This is a genomic window from Longispora sp. NPDC051575, assembly GCF_040681875.1.
Taxonomy (GTDB): domain Bacteria; phylum Actinomycetota; class Actinomycetes; order Mycobacteriales; family Micromonosporaceae; genus Longispora.
In genome coordinates, this window is record NZ_JBFAZP010000007.1 from 59,684 (window position 1) to 84,111 (window position 24,428).

Sequence of the window (24,428 nt, forward strand, 5' to 3'; positions counted from 1 at the left end):
GACTACTGGTCGTCCTTGGTCACCCTGCTCCGGAGAAAGTCCCGGGTCGCCGGATCGGTCGCATAGATCACGGTTCCCTTCATGCCCCTGGTGAGTAGCACCTTGTAGGTGTTCCGGATCAGCGTGTCGATAGCGGCGTCCGTCGAGGTCTTGCGCCCCAGGACGCCGTCGACGTTTCTGTTTCTGATCGACATGAGCTGATCGTCGCGGGCGACCAGGTCCGGTCCGATGATGACGCCAGACCAGCCGTACTCGAAGCCCTGGGCTGTGTAGACGCAACCGACCTGGCCGAATCCGCCCGGGTCGGTGGCCCAGAGCGCGGAAGCGGGGGCGGTACCCACGGCGCTCTCGCCCTTGACGTTCCACGGCCGGGCCCAGTCCTCGATGGCGACGTCGGGCACCAGTGTTCCGTCCCCGTTGGGGTCGCTCCACTTCCAGCAGTATCCGGCACTCATCCGGGCCGACGACCCCGGATCCTCCTGCTGTCTTGCGAGCAGCAGCTGTTCCATCTCGTGCGGGCTCTCGGCGATCGTCACCTCGAACTGGCCGTCCGTGGCCCACACCATGTCCGCGTCGCGCAGTGGGGACTCAGCGGCGGCGTCGGTCTCCTCGTCCCCGTCCAGGCCGGTGTCGGAGGCCGGAAGGCCGAGCAGGTTGAGCACCCACCTCTCGTACCGGGAACTGCCGCCGCAGCGGAACTGCTCGTGCAACCCGATGACGTGAACCGCCATTCCGCGTTGTTCGGCATGGCTCCGGATGACGTCGACGGTGCCCGTCTCGCCGGGCCGCACCACCTGATGTTCGTCGAGGAAGAACACCGGCACGTAGGCCGCGCTCAACAACTCGTCGATCTGTGGCTTTCCGGTCCGGAGCGCGGCCCTGGTCCACCGGTCGGCGGACTGTTCGCGAATACGGTGGGCCTCGTCGCAGATGAGCACGTCAAGGCGGTTCGGCAGCGCGGTCATGAAGTTGTTGAAGTACTTGAACATGCTCTTGACCCGGGGTGCCCCCTTGCCCGCGTACCGGCGGAGGGTCTTCGTGAAAGCCTGGGAGCCGGTCGCGTGCAGCGCGGCCCCACCCTGACGCGTCACGCCCCCCAGGACGGAGAGCGCGATGGCGCTCTTACCGCTGCCGGGACCGCCCGTCACCACGATGGCCGTTTTCCGGTCACCTGACCGGGCCTTCTCCACCGCGTTCATGATCAGCTCGTAGGCGAGCCGCTGGTTGCCGACGAGAACGAACTGTTCGCAGTTCTTGATCTCGTCGGCGGCCAGCTGGAGGAGCTGCTTGCTGGGGCGAACTCCGCTGGCGAGGAGGCGGTCGCCCGCCCTCGCGGCGGATTCCGGTGCGAGGTGCCCGCCCAGATAGGCCTGGAACTCGCCCCTGCGGTTCTTGGTGAACAGCTGGCTGTACGGCGTCTGCGGGAGGTCCAGCAGATCGCGGACGTCCGCCTCCTCGGCATTGTGCAGGTACGCGACACCGCGCAGCTGGTCCGTCCGGCCGTCGAGAACGGTGAGGAAGTCCGCCATGTACTGGCAGTAGCCCTCCACCTGGGTTCCGGGATGCAGCTGCGGTCGGTTCATGCCGGACACGAGGACCAGGTTGTCGGCCTCGTCGTAGGTCTCGGCCTGCGACCACTGCTTCAGTTCGACCACGACGTAGACATCGACATCCGGACTACCCGGCCTGGTGCCGGCGAGTACGACATCCGCGCACCTGCTGGTCAGCGGAAGGCGGAACTCGATCAGCATCTCCACGCCGCCGAGCCCCGAGTCCACCAGGTCCTGGGCGAGTACCGGGAGGCTGTTGTCCCAGGAGTTCCGTTCGCTGGGTGAGACGCCCCGTGTCATCTGGGCGAAGATCGCACGGGAGAGAGACCCGTCGCGCGGAAACTGGGCGACAGTGGACGCCGATGCGCGGAACACGGACACGGAAATGGCCCCCTGGGCAGCGTGGAAGAACCTGTGCGGAGAGCAGGCATCCGGAAGGCTGCCCGGCCGCTGGGACATCGCTGACTCTAGTCGCGGAGTAGCGCGATTTCAGCCCCGGGAACGGGTGGTCCGCGCTCCCGCCCGGTTCGGACGTGGCGCCCGGTGGGGATAGGGTCGTGACCTTGGGAGGTGGGTCGGTGGCGTTGCTCCGGGACGGTGCGCTGGAAAGTTCTTCGGTGGTCGCCAACTGTGCGATGAACCGCGAACGCGGGCTGACCGGCTCCAACGGCTACGGTCGTGAGCTGGGCCTGGACCCGGTGGCCGAACTCCGCGGCCGACTGGGCCACCCGACCCGCCCGGTCCGCTGGCTGGACCTGTGCTGCGGCTCGGGTCGGGCGCTGTCCGAGGCCGCGAGGCTGTCCGGGGCGGCCGGACTGGCGGAGCGGGTCGAGATCGTCGGCGTGGACCTGGTCGATCACTTCGCGACGTCCCCACACGCGGGAGTACGCCTGGTCACCGCCTCGGTCACCGACTGGACCCCGCAGGCCGGGCATCTCTTCGACCTGGTCACCTGCGTGCACGGCCTGCACTACGTGGGCGACAAGCTCGGCGTTCTGACCCGTGCCGCGTCGTGGCTGGCCCCGGACGGTGTGCTCGCGGCCAGCTTCGACGTGGCCAGTGTCCGGGGCGCGGACGGGAAACCGGTGGGCCGCCCGCTGACCACGGCCCTGCGGTCGGCGGGCTTCGGGTACGACGCGCGCAGCCGGCGGATCACCCATCGAGGCCGGGGCGAGGTGACCCTGCCGTTCGAGTATCTGGGCGCGGACGACCAGGCGGGGCCCAACTACACCGGCCAACCTGCCGTCAACTCGCACTACTCGCCCGCGGCACGAGAACCGGTCCGCGGGCACGTCCAGGTCTGACGGGCGGGCCCTCCCACCCCCGACGACGTCCGCCCGCCCCGCCGGGCGCAGCTCGACGCCGACCGCACGCGGGCCGGTCAGCTGTCCAGGAGGCGGCGGCGCAGTCTCAGGTGGCGCTGCCAGATCAGTCGGCGCAACTGCCGGACCGGCAGGTCCCGGTGCTCCGGCCCCGGCTGCCGACTGCCGGCCGGCGCGGTGTCCCCGAGTCGCGGCGGACGGGGGCTCTCCGACAGGACCTCGGCGCGGGCCCGGGCCGTGAGGCGTACCTGCTGGCGGTAGTTCTGGAGGATCTGCACCTCGCCGTCCGGCCAGAGGTCCTCGGTGGCGGTCTGGCCGCCGTGCCACCAGTCGCCGAGCCCGTGCACCTCCGCCGCCCATTCCCGCAACAGTGCGGGTGGCGCGGCGAACGTGACCAGTCCGCCGATCCGGTCGCACCGTCTGCCGGTCCGTGCGGCCGGCGCGTGCCACGGCCGTTCCCCACGCGGGAGAATCGGCGCCCTGCTGGAGGACACGGCGGCGTCGAGGCCGTGGGTCTGCCAGACGACGGTGCCGTCCGGGGCCCCGGTCAGGGGCAGTTGGCGTCGCAGTTGTCGGGCGGCCGACGTCGACAGGGGCGTCAGGGTCGACGGCAGCAGGACGATCGGGTCCGACGGCTCGGCGTCGAACGGGTTCGGGTCGAGGAAGGGCCGGTCCAGGAGCACCAGGGTGTTCTGTCTGCGCTGGAAGGCCAGGCCCCACAGCAGCCGGCCGAGCAGGCGCGCGCCGTGCAGGTCGGACAGCACGTGCCAGCACTCGTGGTGGTGGTTCGTCGCGAACCGTGCCGGGCTGCCGGGGCGCAGGCCCAGCACGGTGTACTCCCGACCGTCCAGCCGGATCCGGCGGCGGTGCATCTTGAAGCGTGCCCCGATGTCGCCGACGGTGCCGGGGCGCGGGCGGCGCGCGGTCACCGGTCCGACCCCCGGTTCACAGGCGGGGGTCCGTCGGCTCGGACTCCAGGGCCAGGATCGCGAACACCAACTCGTGCACCCGCCACACCGGCTCCCGCCCCGCCACCGCGTCCAGCGCCGCCATCCCCAACCCGTGCTCCCGCAACGCCAGACTCCGCTTGCGCGCCAGCCCCCGGTCCCGGAGCCGGTCGAGGTGCGCGGTGTAGTCGGGGCCGTAGATGATCCGCAGGTACTCCCGGCCCCGGCACTTGATGCCCGGCTGCACCAGCTTGCCCCGCACCCGGTGCCCCAGCCCCGCGTGCGGCTTGATGACCATGCCCTCGCCGCCTGCGCCGGTCAGTTCCAGCCACCAGTCGGTGGCCGCCTCCTCCGACGCGGGGTCGGACAGGTCGACGACGCGCCGGCCGGTGGGGCGGAAGGTGACCGGGTCGGCGGCGACGAGGCGGTCGCAGGCGGCCAGGTGCCAGTCGTGGTCGCGGTCGGCGTGCGAGGCGCCCTCGGAGGCCAGCAGCATGAAGGGGGCGAGCTGGATGCCGGCCAGGCCGTCGACGGGCCAGCAGTACTGGCGGTAGGCCTCGACGAAGTCCTCGGCGCGGTGCGAGCGTTCCCAGGTCTTGTCGCGGAGCGCGGCGAGGTCCAGGCCGCGCTTGTGGCCGGCCTCCAGGGCCCAGGTCGCCGCGGTCAGGGCGGAGCGGGCCGCCGCGCCGACGGCCGCGTACTGGGAGCGGATCAGCGGGCCGGCCTTGGCGGACCAGGGCAGCAGTTCGCAGTCGAGGAGCAGCCAGTCGGTGGCCAGTTCGTCGAAGAGCGGGGCGGCGGCGGCGCGTACCCGGTGCAGGAGGGTTTCGGTCCGGGTCCGGTCGGTGAAGAACGGCCGGCCGGTGCGGGTGTGGATCACGCCGGAGGAGCCTTCGGGCACGCCGAACCGGGCCCGGGCGGCGGCCTCGTCGCGGCAGACGAGCACGACGGCGCGGGAGCCCATGTGCTTCTCCTCGCAGACGACCGTGTCCACGCCGGCGGCCCGGTAGTCGGCGAACGCCTCGGTCGGGTACTCCAGGTAGCCGTCCACAGTAGACGTGGATGGCGGGGACATGGTCGGCGGCAGCCACAGCAGGGCGCGCGGGTCGACGGCGTAGCGGCTCATCACCTCCAGCGCGGCGGCGGCGTTCTCGGCCTCGACCAGGACCGTGCCGTAGTCGGTGCGCAGGTGCCGGCGGCCGGTGACGTCGGCGAGGTTCAGGGTCGCGTCGTCGCGGGCGGGGGCGCCGAGCGGCTTGACCGGCTCGTAGTGCACCCGTTCGGCGGGCACGGAGACCAGATCCTTCTCCGGGTACCGCAGCGCGGTCAGCGCACCGCCGAACACGGCACCGGTGTCCAGGCAGATCGTGTTGTTGACCCACTCGGCGGCCGGGGTCGGCACGTGGCCGTAGACGACGGTGGCGGCGCCCCGGTAGTCGGTGGCCCACGGGTAGCGGACGGGCAGGCCGTACTCGTCGGTCTCGCCGGTGGACTCGCCGTACAGGCAGAAGTCGCGGACCCGGGCGGAGGCGCGGCCCTGGTACTCCTCCTTGAGTCCGGCGTGCGCGACCACGAGCCGGCCGCCGTCGAGGCGCAGATGGCTGACGAGGCCGTCGATCCAGCGGGCGGCCTCCTCGACCCAGGCCGGGTCCTCGCGGGAGAGCTGGTCGAGGGTCTCGGCGAGGCCGTGCGAGACGGTGACCGGGCGGCCGCGCAGGGAGCGGAGCAGCTTCTGCTCGTGGTTGCCGGGGACGCACAGCGCGGTGCCGGCGGCGGTCATGCCCATCACGAGGCGCAGCACGCCGGGGGAGTCGGGGCCCCGGTCGACGAGGTCGCCGACGAACACGGCGCGCCGGCCCTCGGGGTGGGTGGCGTCCACCGGCCGGCCGGCCCCGTCGCGGACCAGGGTCCAGCCGAGCGTGGTCAGCAGGGTCTCCAGTTCGGCGCGGCAGCCGTGCACGTCGCCGATGATGTCGAAGGGGCCGGTGACGTCGCGGCGGTCGTTCCACGCCTTCTCGTACCCGATGGTGACGTCGCTCGGGTCGGTGACGACGTGCACCTTGCGGAAGCCCTCCTTGCCGAGGCCGCGCAGCGAACGGCGCAGGTCCTGGCCCTGCCGCTGGAGCACCTTGCGGCCGAACTCGCGGTCGGCGCGGGCCTGGGTCCGTTCCCAGGCCACGGACTCGGGGGTGTCCAGGACGATGGCCACGGGCAGCACGTCGTACTTCCGGGCGAGCTGCACCAGTGCGGCGCGGGCGTGCTTCTGGACGTTCGTGGCGTCCACGACGACCCGGCGTCCGGCGCGCAGCCGCAGGCCGGCGACGTGGTACAGGGCGTCGAACGCGTCCTTCGTCGCGGACTGGTCGTTCTCGTCGTCGGAGACCAGGCCCCGGAACGCGTCGGAGGACAGCACCTCGGTGGGCAGGAAGTGTTCGCGGGCGAACGTGGACTTGCCGGAGCCGGAGACGCCGACCAGCGCGACGAGCGACAGCTCGGGAATGTCGAGACGCATCAGACGGCCTTCCGGAACAGGGCGAGCTGGGTGGGGGAGCCGACCTCGGGGTCGTCGGCGCCGACGGGGCGGAGCTCGGCGGTGTAGCCGTGCGCGGCGCAGACCCGGTCGACCCAGGCGGCGAACTCGGCGCGGGTCCACTCGAACCGGTGGTCGTCGTGCCGGTGGCCGTGCAGCGACTCGTACCGCACGTTGTACTCGACGTTCGGCGTCGTCACGATCACGGCGCGCGGGGCGGCGTGCCCGAACACGGCCCGTTCCAGGGCCGGCAGCCGGGCCTCGTCCACGTGCTCGACGACCTCCATCAGCACGGCGGCGTCGAAACCCTTCAACCGGTCGTCGTGGTACGTGAGCGCCGACTGGATCAGCGTGATCCGGGCGCGCTGCCGGTCGGGCATCCGGTCGAACCGCAGCCGGCGCTCGGCGAGGGCGAGGCTCGCGCTGGACACGTCCGCGCCGACGATCTCGGTGTACCGGTTGTCCGCCACCAGTTCCAGCAGCAGCGCGCCGGGCCCGCAGCCGAGGTCGAGCACCCTGGACGCGCCCGTGTCGGCCAGCGCGGCGAGCACTGCCTCCTTGCGCAGCCTGACCAGTGGCTTCGCGCGTTCGGCGGCCTCGATCCGCTCCACCGCGTCGGGGGTGTCGTCGAGCGGTTCGTCGGTGGCGTCGAGCCGTTCCAGCGCGGACTGGGCGAGGGTGCGCCGGCCGGCCAGGTACCGGCGCGCGATCAGTTCCCGTTCCGGGTGCCCGCCCAGCCAGCCGTCCCCGGCGCGGAGCAGCTTGTCCACCTCGTCCTCGGACACCCAGTAGTGCTTGGCGTCGTCGAGCACGGGCAGGAGGACGTACAGGTGGTTGAGCGCGTCGGCCAGCCGGACCGTACCGGTGAGCCGCAGCCGCACGTACGGGGAGTCACCCCACTCGGGGAACGCCGGGTCCAGCGGCACGGGGGTGGCGGCCACGGTCCAGCCCAGCGGGGCGAACAGCCGCTCCACCACGTCGGCCCCGCCCTGGCACGGCAGGGCCGGTACCTCGATCTCCAGCGGGATCGCCGTGTCGACCAGGTCCGCGCGGTCCCGGCTGGCGCCCTTGAGCGCCGAGCGGAACACCTTGCCCAGGGCGACGGTGAGCAGGCTGGACGCCGCGTACGGGCGGTCGTTGACGTACCGGCCCAGGGAGAACGAGTCCGGGGTCTTTCGGCCCTTCGACGGGCGGGCGAGTTCGACCGGGTCGACGTCGAGGAGCAGCGCGGCGGTGCACCGTTCGGCGGTGGCCTCCGGGTAGAAGACGTGCGCCGTCCCGCCGGTGGTCGCGAAGGACTGCACCCGGTCGGGGTGCTTGACCAGCAGGTACCCGAGGTCGGTCGCCGGGGTGTGGGTGGTGGAGATCGTCAGCAGCACCCGTCGATCATCCCAGGCGGTGACCAGTGGTTTTCCCGTCCGGGGCGGACCGGGCCTTGTCGGCGCGGATCCGGGGTGCTAGGTTGTTCTCAGTTCGAGATAATCTGACTGTGAGAATGACTGGAGCGGCGATGACCGACCACCTGGACGACTACGATCCGAGGGCCTACCCCGCGGTCGCCGTCACCGTCGACATGGTCGCACTCACCGTCCGCGACGGCGTCCCGCACGTGCTGCTGGTCGAGCGCGGCGAGCGGCCGTTCGCCGGCCGGTGGGCGCTGCCCGGCGGGTTCGTCCGCGCGGAGACCCTCGACGAGGCCGCCATGCGCGAGCTCGCCGAGGAGACCGGTCTGCGCCCCGGCACGGGACAGCTCAGCGCCGTGCACCTCGAACAGCTCGGCACCTACGGCGACCCGGGCCGCGACCCCAGGATGCGGGTGGTCTCCGTGGCGTACCTGGCGTTCGCGCCCAGCCTGCCCGACCCGAGCGCCGGGGGCGACGCCGCGGGGGCCGCCTGGGTGCCGGTCGACCGGGCCACCGGGCTCGCCTTCGACCACGACGCGATCCTCGCCGACGGGCTGGAGCGGGCCCGGGCCAAGCTGGAGTACACGCCGCTGGCGACCGCGTTCGTGCCCGCCGAGTTCACCATCGCCGAGCTGCGCGCCGTGTACACCGCCGTCTGGGGCGAGGAGCTGCACGCCGGCAACTTCCACCGCAAGGTGCTGTCGGTGCCCGGCTTCGTCGAGGGCACCGGGGAGACGACGGGTCGCGGCGGCGCCCGGGGCGGGCCGCGCTCGAAGCTCTACCGGGCGGGGGACGCCCGGCTGCTGCACCCGGCGCTGCTCCGGCCGGCCCGCGAGGAGGAGGTCCGATGAGCCCCGGACGCGGCCCGAGACCCGACCCGAGGACGGACTTCGACCCCGACGACGACCACCGAAAAAAGGCCCCGACGCCGCGACCGGCCCCGGCCCCGGCTCCCCGATCGGCGCCCGGCGACCCGGACTTCGCCGCCCTCGTCGCCGCCGTGCACGCGGCCGGCGCCCCGGGCGAGCTGTTCGGCACCGACCAGCCCGCCCGCTGGTACCGACGGATGGTCCGGATCCTGCACCCCGACACCACCACCGGCGACCGGGCCACCGCCACCGCCGCCTTCGCCCGCCTCGCCGAACTCTGGGCGGAGCACGAGGGCCGGGGCGGCGCGGTCCTGGAGACCCGGACCCGCCGGTACCGGATGGGCCCGTTGCTCGCGACCGGCGACCTGGCCAACCTGTTCCGCCTGGGCCACGCCGACGGCGACGTGGTGCTCAAGCTCCCCCGCAGCCCCGGCGACAGCGACCTGATCGAACGGGAGGCGACCGCCCTGGCCCAGCTGGCCCGCGACGGCGATCCCCGGCACCGCGCCTACGTGCCCCGGCTCGTGGAGACGTTCCGGCACGAGGAGCCCGGGACGGGGGTGCGGCGCACCGCCAATATCCTGTCCGACCACTCGGAGTTCGTCAGCCTCGCGAGGGTCGCCGAGTCCTATCCGGACGGTGTCGACCCGCGCGACGTGGCCTGGATGTGGCGCCGGCTGCTCGTCGCGCTCGGCCACGCGCACCGGGCCGGTGTCCTGCACGGCGCGGTGCTGCCCGAACACGTCCTCATCCACCCCCGGGAGCACGGCCTGGTCCTCGTCGACTGGTGCTACTCCGTGACCACCCCCGACACCCCGGTGCCCGCCCTGGTCGCCCGGCACCGCGACCGCTACCCGCCCGAGGTGCCCGACCGCCGACCCGCGTCGGCCGGCACCGACGTGCACATGGCCACGAGCTGCATGCGGGATCTGATGGGTACGCGGGCGCACCCGGCCCTGCTCCGCTTCGCCGCCGGCTGTTCGCTGCCCGACCAGCGCAGGCGCCCCCAGGACGCCTGGCGGCTGCTCGCCGAGTTCGACGAGCTGCTCGAAGACCTGTACGGCCCCCGGACCTTTCGACCGTTCACGCTGAAGGAGTAAGTCATGGGAAGCGGACGCTGGGACACCAACGTGTACGACGCCGCGAAGAGCTACCGGGCCGCCACCGGCACGAGCGCCTTCGCCTACAGCGACAGCGGCGCGCGCGACGCGCACCCGACGCTCGACCCGCTCGGGGTCGACGTCCGGGAGAGCCGCGACAGCGACGAGCACCCGCGCTCCACGGCCATCGCGGTGCTGTTCGACGTCACCGGCTCGATGGGGCACGTGCCGCGCACCCTGCAGACCAAGCTGCCGGAACTGTTCGGCCTGCTGCTGCGCAAGGGGTACGTCACCGACCCGCAGATCCTGTTCGGGGCGGTCGGCGACGCCACCTGCGACCGGGTGCCGTTGCAGATCGGCCAGTTCGAGTCGGACAACCGGATGGACGACCACCTCGCCAACATCGTGCTGGAGGGCGGCGGGGGCGGCCAGCGCACCGAGTCCTACGAGCTCGCGATGTACTTCATGGCCCGGCACACGAGCCTGGACTGCTACGACAAGCGCGGCCGCAAGGGGTACCTGTTCCTGATCGGCGACGAGATGCCGTACGCGGGCGTGAAGCCGAAGGAGGTCAAGCAGGTCGTCGGCGACAAGCTGGCCGAGCCGGTCCCGGTGGCCGCCATTGTCGCCGAACTCCGGCAGCGCTACGAGGTGTACTACATCCTGCCCACCGGCAGCGCGTACGCCGGCGACACCGAGATCCTCGGGTACTGGCGCGGACTGCTCGGCCAGAACGTCATCCAGCTCGACGACCTCGACGCGGTGTGCGAGACGATCGCGCTGACCGTCGGGCTCGGCGAGGAGGCCATCGACCTGGCCGAGGGCCTCGCGGACCTCGCCGACGTCGGGTCCGACGCGGGGGAGGTCGTCGGGCGGGCGCTCGCGACCCTCGGCACCGGCCGGGGCGCCGTGGTCCGGGGCGGGCTCGGCGCGGCCGACCTGGCGGGACCGACCGGCGCGGTGGAACGGCTGTGACGGCCCGGCCGCCGGCCACCGGCGCCCCCGCGCGGGTCGCCGGCGGCTGGGGCGGCGCGCGGATCCGGCCCGGTGTCCAGATCTGGACCGGCGCGTGGACCCTGCTCGGTGTCCAGGCCCGGCCCGGCGCGTGGACCCTGCTCGGGGGAGCGGGGCACCCGTGCTGAGCGGACACGTCGTCGTGGTCGACCTCGGCTACGGCGACGCCGGCAAGGGCACCGTGGTGGACGCGCTGTGCGCCGACGGGGGGCGCAGCGCGGTCATCCGGTTCAACGGCGGCGCCCAGGCCGCGCACAACGTGGTGGCCCCCGACGGCCGGCACCACACGTTCGCCCAGTTCGGCGCGGGAACGCTGCACGGGGTGCGTACCCATCTGTCGAGGTTCGTCGCCGTCGACCCGCTGGCCCTGGCCGCCGAGGCGGACCACCTGACCGCCCTCGGCGTGCCGGACCCCTACGCACTGCTCACAGTGGACGGTGACGCGCCGCTCACCACGGTCTGGCACCGCGCCGCCAACCAGCTCCGCGAACGCCGCCGGGGCGGGGACCGGCACGGCTCCTGCGGCCTGGGCGTCGGCGAGACCGTGTCCTACGCGCTGGACCACCCCGACGCGCCGTGCGCCGCCGACGTGCGCTCCCCGGCCCGGCTCCGCCACCGGCTCACGGCGGTCCGCGACCGGCTCACCGACCAGCTCGGCGACCTGGGCGCGCCCCCGGTGGAGGAGGTCGCGGCGGTGTTCGAGGCCTTCGGCCGGGCCGTGCGGATTGTGGACGGACCGGGCACCCTGCGGGGGCTGCTGACCGCCGGCCCGTGCGTCTTCGAGGGCGCCCAGGGGGTACTCCTGGACGAGTGGTTCGGCTGGCACCCCTACACGACCTGGTCCACCACCACCTTCGCCAACGCGGAGACCCTGCTCGCCGAGGCCGGCCAGGAGGCGTACCGCCTCGGGGTCGTGCGCACCTACACCACCCGGCACGGCCCCGGCCCCCTGGTCACGGAGGACCCGGCGCTCACGGCGGCGCTGCCCGACCCGCACAACGGGGTCGGCCCGTGGCAGGGCGCGTTCCGGGTCGGGCACTTCGACGCGGTCGCGCACCGGTACGCGGCGGAGGTGGCCGGCGGCGTGCACGGCCTGGCCGTCACCCACCTCGACGTGCCGGCCCGGGTCCCCGAGCTGGGCATCTGCGCCTCGTACGGCGACTGGGACCGGATCGTGCCCGGCGCCCAGGGGGACCTGGCGTACCAGGAGGCGCTCACCGCGCGCCTGGCCTGGGCGCGCCCTGAGCGGCCCGAACGGCCGGACGACTGGGCCGGGGCGATCGGGAAGCTGCTGGGGGCGCCGGTCGCGCTGGAGTCGCACGGCCCGACGGCGGCGGACAAGCGGGTGACCGGCGACGGGTGACCGTCGGGTGTCGCACCCGGGTGACATGCTGTTCGGCGTGTCCGTGAACAGCGCCCCCGTCACCCGGCAGCGCGCCAGAGCCGCCCTCGCCGCGGCGACCGCGCTGCACGTCGCCGCCGAGGCGCTGACCACCCAGCACCGCCGGGTGCTCGACACCGCCCGCACCGCCCTCGCCCCGCTGCTCGCCGTGCTCGTCGCCCGGGAACTCGACCAGATCCCGATCGCCCGGCTCAAGGACGTCACCGAGGGCCGGCTGCGCCTCGCCGCGCTGGAGGCCGCCGGCTACGGCACGGTCCGCCAGGTCCACGAGGCCTCCCGGCACACCCTGCGCCAGATCCCGGGAGTGGGGAACCAGACCGCCGACCAGGCGCTCGCCGCCGCCCGCCAGATCGCGGAGGCCGCCGGGGAGAACGTCACGGTCCGGCTCGACGTGGACGAGCCCGACGCGCACTCGACCGCCCTGGTCGCGGCCCTGCACCCGCTGGTCGACGCGGAACCCGACCTGCGCCGGGCCGCCGACGCCGCCGGGGGCCTGACCGGCCGGATCACCCCGTTGCTCGCAGCGGCCCGGCCGGCGACCGGCTGGCTGCGCACCCTGTTCGCCGGCCGGGCCGGGCGGGAGGCCGCCGAGGCCGCCGTGCTCGACCTGGAGGCCGTCCTCGCCGAGGCCGGCGCCCGCGACACCGCCGTCCTCCTCAGCCAGGTGACGGTGAAACTCCTCGGGGAACCGGCCACCGGAGCCGGGGCGTGGGTCGACTTCGAGGTCCGGTCCGCCGACTACTACGGCCTGCTCGCGGAGCTCTCCGGCGGCAGCCCGGACCTGGAGGCCGCGCAGGGCTTCGTCCCCGCCGGGATCGCCGACCGGGTCACCGCCCAGCCCCTCGACGACATGCACCTGCGGGTCTCCCTGCGCGGCTACCAGTCCTTCGGCGCCCGGTTCGCGCTCGTGCAGCGCCGGGTGATCCTGGGCGACGAGATGGGCCTGGGCAAGACGATCCAGGCCATCGCGGCGCTCGCCCACCTCGCGGCCCGGGGCGGCACCCACCACCTCGTCGTCTGCCCGGCGAGCGTGCTGATCAACTGGACCCGGGAGGTCGGGGCCCGCAGCCGGCTGCGCGCCGTGCCGGTGCACGGGCCCGACCGGGACGCCGCGTACGCGGAGTGGCGGCAGGACGGCGGGGTGGCCGTCACCACCTTCGACACCCTGCACCTGCTCGCCCCGCCCGAACCCGGCGCCGTCGGGATGCTCGTCGTCGACGAGGCGCACTACGTGAAGAACCCGCACACCCGGCGGACCCGGGCCGTGCGGGCCTGGATCAGCCGGGCGGACCGGACCCTGTTCCTCACCGGTACGCCGATGGAGAACCGGGTGGCCGAGTTCCGCAGCCTGGTGTCGTACCTGCAACCCGGTCTCGTGCCCGACGTCGCCGACGCGGTCGCCGGTTCCCGGGCGTTCCGGTCCGCCGTCGCGCCCGCCTACCTGCGGCGCAACCAGGAGGACGTGCTGCCCGAGCTGCCCTCGCTGATCCAGGTGGACGAGTGGGAGGAGCCGAGCGCCACCGACGAGGCCGCCTACCGCGACGCCGTGCTCGCCGGGAACTTCATGGCGATGCGCCGGGCCGGGTACGCCGACGCACACGGGTCCACCAAGCTGCGCCGCCTGCGCGAACTCGTGACCGAGGCCGCCGAGACCCAGCTGAAGGTCGTGGTCTTCTCCTACTTCCGCGACGTGCTCGACACCGTCGGGCAGGCGCTCGGCGCGGGCGTGTTCGGCCCCATCACCGGGGACGTGCCGCCGAACCGGCGCCAGGCGCTCATCGACGCGTTCACCGCGGCCCCCGGGCACGCGGTGCTGCTCAGCCAGATCCAGGCCGGCGGCACCGGGCTCAACATGCAGGCCGCGTCCGTGGTCGTGCTGTGCGAACCCCAGGTCAAACCGACCCTGGAACACCAGGCCGTCGCCCGCGCGCACCGGATGGGACAGGTCCGCAAGGTGCAGGTGCACCGGCTCCTGACCACCGGGGGAGTCGACGAGCGGATGCTGCGGATCCTGGCGAACAAGGAACGGCTGTTCGACGCGTACGCCCGGCGCAGCGACGTCGCCGAGTCCTCGCCCGACGCGGTCGACGTGTCCGACCGGAGCCTGGCGCGGCAGATCGTCGAGGAGGAACAGGCACGGCTCGCGACGGCCGGCGCCTGACCCCGAAAGACCTTTTCCGGGTACCGGGGCCCGCGTCCCGGCCGCCAGCTTTTGTTCCCGTCCGGCACGGGTTGGCGGCTTCCGTGTCCGGTCCGGCATCGCCCGGCGACGTCCGTCCGGAACCGGCCGCCAGGTTCCGTGTCCCGCCCGGCGCCGGCTGGTCGTTTCCGGCCGTCAGGCGGGGCAGGTGACCTGGCGCTGGGGCCAGGACTCCTCCGTGGAGGGCACGGTCCCCCGCAACAGGAACTCGTCGACGATCCGCCCGACGCACGGCGAGTTGCCGTAGGCGATGTGCCCGTCGGCGTCGGCGACCACCAGCCGGGCGTCGGCCAGCGCGTCGGCGACGGCCTCGGCCCCCTCCAACGGCGTGGCGGCGTCCCGGGTGTTGTTGACCAGCAGGATCGTCGGCGCGCCCTCGGCGCTGACCGGGTGCGGCGCGACGGTCGGCGCGGCGGGCCAGTAGGCGCAGTACTGGGTGCTGTAGTACAGCCACGCGCCGAAGTGCGGCGACGCCTTCGCCGAGGCCGCCGCCCCCGCGTCCATCCGCGCGGCGATCTCCCCGGGCGTGCCCCGGACCTGCCGGGGGTCCCCGATCAGGCAGGTCACGGCCGCGAACGCCGAGGTGGCGTTGGTGTAGCGGCCCTGGCTGTCGCGGTGGTAGTACTCGTCGGCGAGCGTGAGCAGCCCGTCGCCCCGCCCGTCGAGCGCGTCGCGGAGCCCGGTGCGCGCCTGCTCCCAACTGTCCGGCGAGTACGTCGCCTGGAACAGCGCCGCCCGCGCCAGCGACCCGGTCAGCCGCCGGTCCCCGGCGGCGGGCACCGGCTGGGTGTCGAGCTTCGCCAGCAGGTCGTCGACCGCGCGGACCGCCGCGTTCTCGTCGGTGCCCACGGGGCAGTCGGGGCGGCGCGCGCAGTCGCGGAGGATGTCGCGCAGGACGGACTCGGCCTGATCGGGCTCGTCGGCGGCATCCGCGTCGTTGGTTCCGGGGCTGTCGCCGGGCGCTGGGCTACGGCCGGGGCTTCCGCCGGGCGCGGTGCTCCCGCCGGGGCCGGGACTCCCGCCCGGGCCCGGACTGCCAGGGCTCCCGCCCGGACCGGGGCCCGCCGTCGGGTCGGCTTCGGGCACCTCGCCCTCCGCCGGATTGTCCACCGAGTCGAGCACCATCCGCCCCACCCGGCCGGGGAACCGCTCGGCGTAGAACTGGCCGAGCCGGGTGCCGTAGGAGAACCCGAAGTAGTGCAGCCGCTCCTCGCCGAGGGCCGCGCGGATCAGGTCCAGGTCCCGGGCGACGTTCTCCGTTCCGACGAAGGGCAGCAGGTTCCCGGACCGGGCCCCGCACGCGTCCGCGAACGCCTTCAGGTCCTCGTGCACCCGGGCGCGTCCGGCGGGTGTGGTCGGCGTGCGGTCCGCCGCCGTGAACCGGTCCATCGCCGGGTCGTCCAGGCACCGGACCGCGTCGCTCGCCCCGACGCCGCGCGGGTCGAAGCCGACGATGTCGTACCGGCCCCGCAGCGCCGCGAACTGCTCCCGGCCCTCGAACACCATGTCCAGCCCCGACTCGCCCGGCCCGCCCGGGTTGACGACCAGCGCGCCGATCCGGGCGCCGGGGTCCCCGGCCGGCAGCCGGTTGAGGGCGATCCCGAGGGTGGGGCCCCCGGGCCGGGCATGGTCGACGGGTACCCGCAGCGTCGCGCAGTCGAAGCCGTCCCGGCCCGCGCACGGCGCCCAGTCGAGGCCAGCCGGGGTCGCCCCGGGCCGGACCAGCACGAACACGACCAGCCCGGCCGCGAGGACCGCCGCGACGATCCCGGCGGCGAGCAGCCACTTCCTGGCGAACATGCGCGTCCCGTCTGTCGATCGGCCCCGGCCGGTGCGAAGACCCCGCACCCGGCCGGCGGGCCACCAGTACCCGTTGATCATGCTATAAGGGGTTTTGCCGGGTCACACGGGATCCGGGACGGCGCCCGGCACCACCGGCCTCTCGCGTCGCCGGAACCGCCGGGAGGCTAGCGTGTGGGGCGACATCCTTCCGACGAACGGCAGTCCGGCATGAGCCAGCTCGAAGACGTAGCAGACCAGGACGGCTGGCGCTGCTGGGTGTGCGACGAACCCGTGGACCGCGCCATCTCCGTGAACGACCCGCGCGGCCCCAGCGTCGACAGCCGCACGGCCCAGAAGTCGGGGAAGAAGAACACCGGGGACTTCGCGGGCGCGGAACGCCTGGCCCACCGGGGCTGCAACACGAAGAAGGGCGCCGTCACCGCCGTGATCCCGTGGCCGACGGACCTGATCCTGATGGAGCCCGCGCCGCTGATCGCGGTCGCCGAACGGCTGGACCGCAAGGGCGGCCGGGAGGTCGTCGTCCGGTGCGCGGACCGGGCCGACGCGGACCAGGTCGCGGCCTGGCTGGTGGACCGGTTCTCCCGGCTGGCGCCCAAGCTGCCGGTGACGTCGAGCGTCGAACCGGGCGGGGGCCAGTTCGTCGTGGCCCTGACGACGGCCCGCCGCCGCTGACCGGGGACCGCACCGGTCGGTGACCGACCACGCCGTCCGGCGCCGAACCCCTACGGCCGTCGGCGTCCGCTCCGCACCAGGTGCCCGTCCCGCGTGCACGGGCTGTCGGACACGGCCACCGGACGCTCGGGCCGGGGCTCCGGCGCCGCGCGCTGCCGGGGCGGCGTCACCCCGGGGCCGCGGACCTGCTCGACGGCCTGCCCCAGGCGCCGGCGCAGCAGCCGGCCGAGCGGGACCTCGGCGAACCGGTGGATCAGCCAGGCCGCGCCGAGCATGCCGGCGACCAGCCCGGCGAGGAGTAGCCAGTGCGGTACCGCGTCGTGCAGGCGGACGATGACGATCCAGCCGATCGCCTGGTGGATCAGGTACAACGGGTAGGTCAGGCTGCCCGCGACCACCCACCAGCGACCGCGCACCCGGTCGAGCCAGCCGAGCGCGACCGCCGCGATCAGCGCGAAGTACGCGGTGCCCAGGAGGGCGGGGACCAGGCCCGGCCAGCCGCCCGGACCGACCTTCAGGTGGTACTGGCCCTGCGCCCACGACACCCCCACGATGCCCCAGAGCAGCAGATTCGGCCGGTACCGGTGCATCAGGTGGAACGCCATGCCCGCGATGAACCAGGGCGCGTACGCCGGCATGGACACGAACGTCAGCAGGCCGTCGCCCGAGCCGACCGCGACGAGCGTGCCGACCGTCCACAGGGCGCAGAACGCGACCACCCGGCGGTACGTGACGCCCCGCCACACGACCAGCGCGAACAGCAGGTAGAACTGGATCTCGGGCCACAGTGACCAGTACGGGGCGTCGACGTCGGGCACCCGCAGCGGCGTCTGGACCATGGTCAGGTTGACGACCACCTCGGACCAGCGCAGCTGCCGCATGTACAGCGGCAGCTGCGTCGTAGCGGCCACCACGGCGGCGGTGAGCGCCACGGCGACCCAGTAGGCCGGGTAGAGCCGCGCGACCCGGGACACCACGAAGCCGCCGAGCGGACGCCCCCAGCCGCTCTGGCAGATCACGAAGCCGCTGATCAGGAAGAACAACTGCACCCCGGTCCAGCCGTGCCGGGTGACGCCGGACAGCGCGGGGAACGGGCCGTCCCCGCCCGCGCCCCAGTTGGCCCCGTTCATGCCCGTGTAGTGGAACAGCACCACGAACAGGGCGGCCGCCAGCCGCAGCCCGTCGAGGGCGCCGAGGCGCGGGCCCGCGCCCGGATCGGCGGCGGGGCGGGGTGCGGGGCTGTTGGTCACGGTCGCGGATTATCGACGGCCGTTCATGACATTTCCGTGACACGGCCCCGGTCGCCCGCGCCGGCCACACCGCCACGCCCGGCCTCATCGCCACGCCCGGCCTCACCACCCCACCCGCCGGGCGGGCACCGGAACCCTCGACCGTGGTTCCGGTGTCCGCCGGTACCGCTATCCGGTGAACGCCCACCGCTGGGTGGCCGCGCCCGCGCCCGTCTGCTGGGTGACGGCCGAGCCGTTGCCGGTCGCGACCGCGCCGAGCACGAGTCCGCTGTGCCGGGCCGTGACCGTGTACCCGCCGCCGGCCGCCGCGCTGATCTGCCAACGCTGGTTGGCCGTGCCGGTGCAGGTCCACTGGAGCACCGCGGCCCCGGCGGCCGTGCCGGCACCGTCCACGTCGACGCACAGCCCGGACTTCACGTTGCGGATCGCGTAGCTGCCGTCGCCGTTGGCCGTGAACGTCCAACGCTGGTTGTCGCCGCCGTGCCAGGCCCACACGATCAGCCGGGTACCGGGGGCGGTGGCGCCACCGGGCACGTCCAGGGCCTGGCCGGTGCCGGACAGCGCCACCTCGTAGGTGCCGCCGGAGGTGACCGGGCCGGCGGAGCAGGTGACCCCGGGGCCGCCGTGCGCGCCGACGTTGGGGGCGGCGGTGCCGGACACCGGGTTGCCGTAGTAGTCCCGGCCGCCGTTGGCGCCGATCAGGGCGCCGGTACCGAGGGCGGGGGAGCCGGCGCACAGCCGGTACCCGTCGGCGTGGTCGAGGTCTGTGGCCGTGCCCGCGCCGGAGAGCCTCGGGTCGGCCGTGCTGCCCGCGCCGGCCGGCGCTCCGGTGACGTTGACCAGCACGTTGTGGTCGAGGACGTAGCCGGCGCCCAGCGAGGAGAAGCTCGCCGAACCGCTGCCGGTCTTCACCACGACGTTGTTGCGGAACCGCACGTTGCGGCGGGTGGTGTTGTTGTCGTTGACGACGGTCTGGCTGACGCCGGGGCCGACGTGGATCGTGTTGTTGTACACGTCGGCGGACTCGATCCCGCCGGCCGAGCACGTCTCGACGCCGCGGTGCGCGTCGTTCTGGCTGAGGTTGTAGCGCACGACGGCGTCGCGGACGATCCCGCTGGCGTTGCACAGCAGCATGAACCCGCCGGCGTTGTCGTGGCTGTAGTTGTACTGGAACACCGTGCCGATCGTGCCCTGGTCCACGTCGTAGGCCATGCCGTCGCGGGTGGTCTGCCCGCCCGTGGCCTCGTTGTACTGGAACACCGCGTAGTCGGCGTCGTACGCCCACATCCCGGCGTTGTAGCCGGCGGACCGCTTCTGGAACCCGTTGACGTAGTTGCGTTCGATGAGCGCGCCGGTGGTGTTCCCGGCGACGATGCCGTCCCCGCCGAGGTCGCCGAGCCGGTTGCCGCTGACCACGACGTTGGGCCAGGGCCGGAAGATCCCGGCGGGGTTGGCCTCGAACCCGGACCGGTTCCAGGTGGACACCATGAAGATGCCCGCCCGGTCGACCTTGTTGACGGTGTTGTTGCGGATCGTGAGCCCGTCGAACAGGGTCTGGGTGGTGGTGCCGCTGATCGCGAAGTAGATGCCGCCGCTGCCGCCGAGGTCCTTCTTGTCCTCGCCGTTGACGTCGTGGATGTCGAGGTTCTCCAGCACGATGTGGCTGGCGGTGCCGTAGTCGGCGAGCTCCACCGACACGCCCCGGCGCCGGCCGACGGTGGCACCCTTGTTGGTGATCTCGAGGTTGCGGACCTCCCACCACTGCTGGTTGTACAGCCGCACGGCCGCCTCGACGCCCGCGCCCGCGATGACCGGCCTGGCCCCGGTGCCGTACGCGTCGACCGTGACCGGGCTGCCGGTGCTACCCGAGCCCTTCGGCGTCAGGGCCCCGGTACACGTCGTGCCGCGCAGGATCAGGAGCTGGTCCCCGGCGCCGAACGTCCGGCCGTTGACCTTGCCGAGCGTCCGCCACGCGGCCCCGGGGGAGGTGCCGGTGTTGGCGTCGTTCCCGGCGGCGCAGTCGAGGTGGTAGGCCGTGCCCGCTGCCGAGGCGGGCTGGGTGGACACGGCGGTGGCGGCCAGTGCCAGCAGTGCCGCTCCGGTCAGGGTGCGAATGCGCATCGTGGTCACACTTTCATGAGGGTGAGGTGGATTAGACCGACCGTCATCGATTCTCGTCAAGAGTTGATCGAAATTTGCTCATACGCTGCACATTCGAGCAGGCGATACCAGGATCTTCGGGCGGACACCCACCGGCACTGAGCACGGCGTTCGTCGTCATCGATCCCAGACATCGGAGGACATGGCCATCCAGGCCGGTTGACAGCGCGAGAATCCGGGTGCAACCTGGGGCGGTCATCCGATCACATCGATCACCTTGGCTCCCGATCGTGCCCCTCACACGAGAGCAGGTCCCGTGAAACGCAGACTCCTGGCCCTGGCCGCGTGCGCCCTGACCGTCGCCGTCGCCGCCCCCGCGCACGCGGCGGTCACCCCCGCCCCGGTGATCGCCACCCCCGCCTCCGACACCCTCGCGCAGCGGATCGAGAAGGCCGCCAACGTCGTGCCCTCGCCCGCCCAGCTCGCCTGGCAGAAGCGCGAACAGACCGCCTTCATCCACTTCGGGCCCAACACCTTCAACGGGGTCGAGTGGGGCGACGGCCGGGAGGACCCGGACGTGGTCGACCCGACGGCCCTGGACACCGACCAGTGGGCGTCGACCCTGAAGAACGCCGGCTTCCAGCAGGTCACCTTCACCGCCAAGCACCACGACGGCTTCCTGATGTACCCGACGAGGTACAGCGACCACTCGATCAGGGCGAGCCGCTGGCAGAACGGCACCGGCGACATCGTCCGCAGCTTCGCCGACTCCGCGCGCCGGTACGGGCTGAGGATCGGGTTCTACCTGTCCCCGGCGGACCTGCACGAGGCGCTGGCCGGCGGCAGGTACGGCAACGACAGCGCCGCGCGGGCGGCCACCATCCCCGAGGCCGGGCTCGACGGCACCCGGCCCACCGGCCCGGCCACCTTCGACGTGGTGGCCGACGACTACAACCGGTTCTTCATGAACACCCTCTACGAGCTGCTGACCCAGTACGGGCAGGTCGACGAGGTGTGGTTCGACGGGGCCAACCCGCTCGGGAACACCACCCAGACCTACGACTACGCCGACTGGGTCCGCATCGTGCGCACCCTGCAACCGGGGGCCGTCATGTTCGGCGGGACGGACCTGCGCTGGGTCGGCAACGAGGACGGGGTGGGGCGGCTGTCGGAGTACAGCGCGCTGCCGTTCCAGGGGGCCGCCACGGGTGCCGCGGACCGGCCGACGTCACCCGTCGGGGGCGAGTACCCGGCTGATCTGGGTTCCGACGCCAAGCTCGGGGCGGCCGAGTTCCTGAAGTGGGCCCCGGCGGAGTGCGACGCGCGGATCCAACCGGGCTGGTTCTGGAAGGCCGGCAACGGGCCGAAGACCCTCAACCAGCTCAAGGAGATGTACCGCACCTCGATCGGCCGCAACTGTCTCCTGCTGCTCAACACCGCCCCCGACAACACCGGCCGGCTCCCCGCCGACGTCGTGACCCGGCTCGGCGAGTTCGGCAGTTGGATCCGGTCCCACTACGGCACCGACCTGGCCCGTGCCGGCACCCCGACCAGCACCGACGGCGGCACCCCGGCCAACGCCACCGACAACACCTACGACACCGCGTGGACGCCGAGCACCCCGACCGGCACCCTGACCGTGGACCTCGGCACCTCGAAAACGGTCGGCGAGTTCGGCGTCCAGGAGAACATCGCCGTCGGCCAGCGGGTCACGTCCTTCGCCGTGGACACCTGGAACGGCACCGCCTGGGTCCAGGCGACCACGGGCACCACGGTCGGCTACCGCCGCCTGCTGAAACTCGCCACCCCGGTCACCACGAGCAAGATCAGGCTCCGGGTACTGGCGGCCCGCGCCACCCCCGCGATCTCGGCCTTCTCCGCCTACCCGGGCGACCAGGTCACCAACCTGGCGTACGGCCGCCCCGCCACCCAGTCGAGCACCGCCTGGGGCGGCGACGCGGGCCGGGCGGTCGACGGGAACACCGGCGGCGCCTGGGCGGCCGGCTCGGTGACCCACACCAGCGACCCGGCCACGGAGGCCAACCCGTGGTGGCAGGTCGACCTCGGCTCCTCGCGCCCGCTCGGCACGGTGCACCTGTTCAACCGGACCGACTGCTGCGCGAACCGGCTGACCGACTACTGGGTGTTCGCCTCCGACACCCCGTTCGGCACGGGCAGGACCCCGGCGCAACAGGCGGCGACGGCCGGCGTGTGGAGCGTGCACCAGACCACCCAGGCCGGCGCGCCCAGCGTCGTCCCGGTCGGGCGCCCGGCCCGGTACCTGATGGTGCAGCAGTCCGGGAAGCAGATCCTGTCGCTCGCCGAGGTGGAGGCGTACGAGCCCACGGCCCTGACCGACGGGGTGTACACCGTCACGAGCGTCGGCTCGACCAGGAACCTCGACAACCCGGGCGGCACCACGGCGGGCACCCAGCTGGTCCAGTGGGCCCCGCACACCGGCGCCAACCAGCAGTGGCGGTTCACCGGCACCGCCGACGGCACGTACGTCATCACCAACGTCGCCAGCGGCCTGTGCGTCGACGTCAGCGGCGGCTCCACCCAGGACGGCGCGGCGGTCATCCAGTGGACCTGCACCAACGGGCCCAACCAGCGCTGGCGGGTCACCGGCGGCACGATCACGGCCGCGCACAGCTCCAAGGTGCTCACCATCGCCGGGGTCAACAACCTCGACGCCGCCACCCAGGCGGCCGACACCGGCACGAACCTGCAACGCTGGGCCCTGACCAGGGTCGGCGCCTGAGCCGGCGGGCCCAGGGTTCGCCTGATCCGACGCCCAGGACCGGTGCGCCCCCGCGTTCGTCAGCGCGGGGACGCACCGGCGCCGGGACACCGCCCGGCCCGCCGCCCCGGCGATCCCGCGCCGGGGGACGAAGACCTGCGAGGGACCCACGCTAGGGAAGACAACCTTTCCGGCGCCTTATGGAATCCTCAATAGAGGGTCAGGGAATTTCTGTCGTGCGATCGAATTTTCTACCCTTCCGCGAGGTGTGAGACCACGTCCCCGGCACTGTCCAGCGCGCCCTCGACCCAGCCCGGGTTCCGGCTGAACGCGCACGTGCCGAGCAGGATCCGGTCCGCGATCCGCACGCACCCGGGCCCGACGGCGGGCGCGCCCCGGCCCAGGTACGTGACGCCCGCCGGCCAGTAGCGGCACACCAGATCCGTCAGCCCCGCCAACTGCGGGAGTCTGCGCCCCACCGCCTGCTCGATCCGCGCCGCCACCTCCCGGTGGAAGGTGCGGGTGTCGCCGGCCCGGAGCCTGTTGAGCAGGTCGGCGTTCGCGCTGTCGCAGTAGAACGAGACGGTCCGGCCCGCCGAGTCGAAGAAGATCTTCTGCAGCTCGTTGTCGGCGACGACGCAGACCTGGTCGAGGTCGTACCGGCGCCACCACGCGTCGTGGAACACCAGGTACCCCTTGAACATGGGCACGTCCACCAGGTGCGGGTACCAGTCGAAGCCGGCCGGATCCACGGGCAGCCGGATCGCCGGGACCGCGCCGGGCGGCACCGCCAGGACGAGCTGCTCCACCGCCAGCTCCCGCCGGGCGCCGTTCCCCGCCAGGATGTCGAGGTCCAGCCCCCCGGAGCCGTCGCGCACCCCGACGAGCCGGGCCGGTTGGAGGAACCGCACCCCGGCGCCGCGCAGGTGGTCCCGGATCCCGCGCACCAGCGCGCCGAGCCCCGCCACCGGCGCCCGCCACGCCCCCCGGTACGCCTCGGCGCGGAACACCTCGGGATGGGTCGTGACGATCTCCAGCCCCCACGGCGCGGAGAACCGGTGGTCGCGGAGCAGCCCGTACCCGGTCGACGCGCAGAACCGGTCGGCCGCCGGGGCCCCGAGCACCTCGGACAGCGCCTCCAGGAAGCTGCCCCCGTGCCCGCCGAGCGCCGACAGGTCCGCCGCCGCGAACCGCGCGACCTCGTCGGTCGGGTACCGGACCCGGTGCACGTACGGCCGGGTCCGGACGCCGAACCGGTCCAGCAGTCCGTGCAGCGACGGATGGAGCAGCGGGTTGTACCGCGCCGCGCCCAGGTCGCACACCGCACCCTGCGGGCTGGTGTGGGTCTGGATCCGCCCGCTGCCCGGCTCCGCGTCGAGGACCGTCAGCTCGGGCCCGGCCACCAGCCCCTTGTCCAGCAGGCCGAGGGCCACCCCCAGGCCGCCGATCCCCGCGCCGACGACCGCAGTCCGCCTCGTGTGCAACCGGAACCCGTCCCTGTGTCGCGGCGGCGCCGTTGCCGCCGT

At 73.4% G+C, this 24,428-nt stretch carries 17 protein-coding genes; 9 read left to right on the forward strand and 8 right to left on the reverse strand.

The window, feature by feature from the left end:
• Nucleotides 1–2: 2 nt before the first annotated feature.
• Complete coding sequence (locus AB0M43_RS21080) at nt 3–1,850, reverse strand: DUF2075 domain-containing protein (RefSeq protein ID WP_363727126.1); 1,848 nt, start codon at nt 1,848–1,850, stop codon at nt 3–5.
• 278 nt (nt 1,851–2,128) lie between these two features.
• Here AB0M43_RS21080 and AB0M43_RS21085 point away from each other — a divergent pair, with 278 nt between their 5' ends.
• Nucleotides 2,129–2,854, forward strand: a complete 726-nt coding sequence (locus AB0M43_RS21085) for a class I SAM-dependent methyltransferase (RefSeq protein WP_363727128.1) — start codon at nt 2,129–2,131, stop codon at nt 2,852–2,854.
• A gap of 77 nt (nt 2,855–2,931) precedes the next feature.
• Here the strand turns inward: AB0M43_RS21085 and AB0M43_RS21090 are convergent, their stop codons facing one another.
• Genes AB0M43_RS21090 through AB0M43_RS21100 form a run of 3 tightly spaced genes read right to left on the reverse strand, consistent with a single transcriptional unit; the run spans nt 2,932 to nt 7,728 of the window.
• Nucleotides 2,932–3,801 (reverse strand): hypothetical protein, encoded by an 870-nt coding sequence (locus AB0M43_RS21090; protein WP_363727130.1) that lies wholly within the window; start codon nt 3,799–3,801, stop codon nt 2,932–2,934.
• Nucleotides 3,802–3,817: 16 nt separating this feature from the next.
• Complete coding sequence (locus AB0M43_RS21095; protein WP_363727131.1) at nt 3,818–6,331, reverse strand: polynucleotide kinase-phosphatase; 2,514 nt, start codon at nt 6,329–6,331, stop codon at nt 3,818–3,820.
• On the reverse strand, nt 6,331–7,728 hold the full coding sequence (locus AB0M43_RS21100; RefSeq protein ID WP_363727133.1) for a 3' terminal RNA ribose 2'-O-methyltransferase Hen1: 1,398 nt from the start codon (nt 7,726–7,728) through the stop codon (nt 6,331–6,333). Before AB0M43_RS21100 ends, AB0M43_RS21095 begins: the two co-directional genes overlap by 1 nt.
• A gap of 116 nt (nt 7,729–7,844) precedes the next feature.
• Here AB0M43_RS21100 and AB0M43_RS21105 point away from each other — a divergent pair, with 116 nt between their 5' ends.
• From AB0M43_RS21105 to AB0M43_RS21130, 6 genes are read left to right on the forward strand one after another with little or no spacing between them, the layout of a single operon-like run.
• Entirely contained in the window at nt 7,845–8,603 is a 759-nt protein-coding gene (locus tag AB0M43_RS21105) for an NUDIX hydrolase (RefSeq protein WP_363728015.1), read from the forward strand.
• On the forward strand, nt 8,600–9,721 hold the full coding sequence (locus tag AB0M43_RS21110; protein ID WP_363727134.1) for a serine/threonine-protein kinase: 1,122 nt from the start codon (nt 8,600–8,602) through the stop codon (nt 9,719–9,721). The genes AB0M43_RS21105 and AB0M43_RS21110 overlap by 4 nt, the downstream gene beginning before the upstream one ends.
• 3 nt (nt 9,722–9,724) lie before the next feature.
• Nucleotides 9,725–10,696, forward strand: a complete 972-nt coding sequence (locus tag AB0M43_RS21115; protein ID WP_363727135.1) for a hypothetical protein — start codon at nt 9,725–9,727, stop codon at nt 10,694–10,696.
• The gene (locus AB0M43_RS21120; protein WP_363727136.1) at nt 10,693–10,863 is read left to right on the forward strand and encodes a hypothetical protein; all 171 of its coding nucleotides are present in this window, start codon (nt 10,693–10,695) and stop codon (nt 10,861–10,863) included. The genes AB0M43_RS21115 and AB0M43_RS21120 overlap by 4 nt, the downstream gene beginning before the upstream one ends.
• Complete coding sequence (locus tag AB0M43_RS21125; protein WP_363727138.1) at nt 10,857–12,098, forward strand: adenylosuccinate synthetase; 1,242 nt, start codon at nt 10,857–10,859, stop codon at nt 12,096–12,098. Before AB0M43_RS21120 ends, AB0M43_RS21125 begins: the two co-directional genes overlap by 7 nt.
• 37 nt (nt 12,099–12,135) lie before the next feature.
• Complete coding sequence (locus AB0M43_RS21130; RefSeq protein ID WP_363727140.1) at nt 12,136–14,298, forward strand: SNF2-related protein; 2,163 nt, start codon at nt 12,136–12,138, stop codon at nt 14,296–14,298.
• Nucleotides 14,299–14,472: 174 nt separating this feature from the next.
• Here the strand turns inward: AB0M43_RS21130 and AB0M43_RS21135 are convergent, their stop codons facing one another.
• Nucleotides 14,473–16,137 (reverse strand): alpha/beta hydrolase, encoded by a 1,665-nt coding sequence (locus AB0M43_RS21135; RefSeq protein ID WP_363727142.1) that lies wholly within the window; start codon nt 16,135–16,137, stop codon nt 14,473–14,475.
• Between the two features lie 210 nt (nt 16,138–16,347).
• Here AB0M43_RS21135 and AB0M43_RS21140 point away from each other — a divergent pair, with 210 nt between their 5' ends.
• The gene (locus AB0M43_RS21140; protein ID WP_363727144.1) at nt 16,348–16,812 is read left to right on the forward strand and encodes a hypothetical protein; all 465 of its coding nucleotides are present in this window, start codon (nt 16,348–16,350) and stop codon (nt 16,810–16,812) included.
• A gap of 50 nt (nt 16,813–16,862) precedes the next feature.
• Here the strand turns inward: AB0M43_RS21140 and AB0M43_RS21145 are convergent, their stop codons facing one another.
• Nucleotides 16,863–18,062: an acyltransferase gene (locus AB0M43_RS21145; RefSeq protein WP_363727146.1), complete on the reverse strand. Its 1,200-nt coding sequence runs from the start codon at nt 18,060–18,062 to the stop codon at nt 16,863–16,865.
• A 168-nt stretch (nt 18,063–18,230) separates the two neighbouring features.
• The gene (locus AB0M43_RS21150; RefSeq protein ID WP_363727148.1) at nt 18,231–20,183 is read right to left on the reverse strand and encodes an RICIN domain-containing protein; all 1,953 of its coding nucleotides are present in this window, start codon (nt 20,181–20,183) and stop codon (nt 18,231–18,233) included.
• Nucleotides 20,184–20,478: 295 nt separating this feature from the next.
• On the opposite strand from AB0M43_RS21150, the gene AB0M43_RS21155 reads away from it, so the two are divergent.
• Nucleotides 20,479–22,923, forward strand: coding sequence for an alpha-L-fucosidase (locus AB0M43_RS21155; protein ID WP_363727150.1), 2,445 nt, complete (start codon nt 20,479–20,481; stop codon nt 22,921–22,923).
• Nucleotides 22,924–23,153: 230 nt separating this feature from the next.
• Here the strand turns inward: AB0M43_RS21155 and AB0M43_RS21160 are convergent, their stop codons facing one another.
• On the reverse strand, nt 23,154–24,386 hold the full coding sequence (locus AB0M43_RS21160; RefSeq protein WP_363727152.1) for an FAD-dependent oxidoreductase: 1,233 nt from the start codon (nt 24,384–24,386) through the stop codon (nt 23,154–23,156).
• Nucleotides 24,387–24,428: the final 42 nt, after the last annotated feature.

Bases quoted from the DNA above. Each gene is read 5' to 3' on its own strand.
- AB0M43_RS21080 (WP_363727126.1), bottom strand. From the start codon at position 1,850: ATGACACGGGGCGTCTCACCCAGCGAACGGAACTCCTGGGACAACAGC.
- AB0M43_RS21095 (WP_363727131.1), bottom strand. From the start codon at position 6,331: ATGCGTCTCGACATTCCCGAGCTGTCGCTCGTCGCGCTGGTCGGCGTC.
- AB0M43_RS21105 (WP_363728015.1), top strand. From the start codon at position 7,845: ATGACTGGAGCGGCGATGACCGACCACCTGGACGACTACGATCCGAGG.
- AB0M43_RS21110 (WP_363727134.1), top strand. From the start codon at position 8,600: ATGAGCCCCGGACGCGGCCCGAGACCCGACCCGAGGACGGACTTCGAC.
- AB0M43_RS21115 (WP_363727135.1), top strand. From the start codon at position 9,725: ATGGGAAGCGGACGCTGGGACACCAACGTGTACGACGCCGCGAAGAGC.
- AB0M43_RS21135 (WP_363727142.1), bottom strand. From the start codon at position 16,137: ATGTTCGCCAGGAAGTGGCTGCTCGCCGCCGGGATCGTCGCGGCGGTC.
- AB0M43_RS21140 (WP_363727144.1), top strand. From the start codon at position 16,348: ATGAGCCAGCTCGAAGACGTAGCAGACCAGGACGGCTGGCGCTGCTGG.
- AB0M43_RS21150 (WP_363727148.1), bottom strand. From the start codon at position 20,183: ATGCGCATTCGCACCCTGACCGGAGCGGCACTGCTGGCACTGGCCGCC.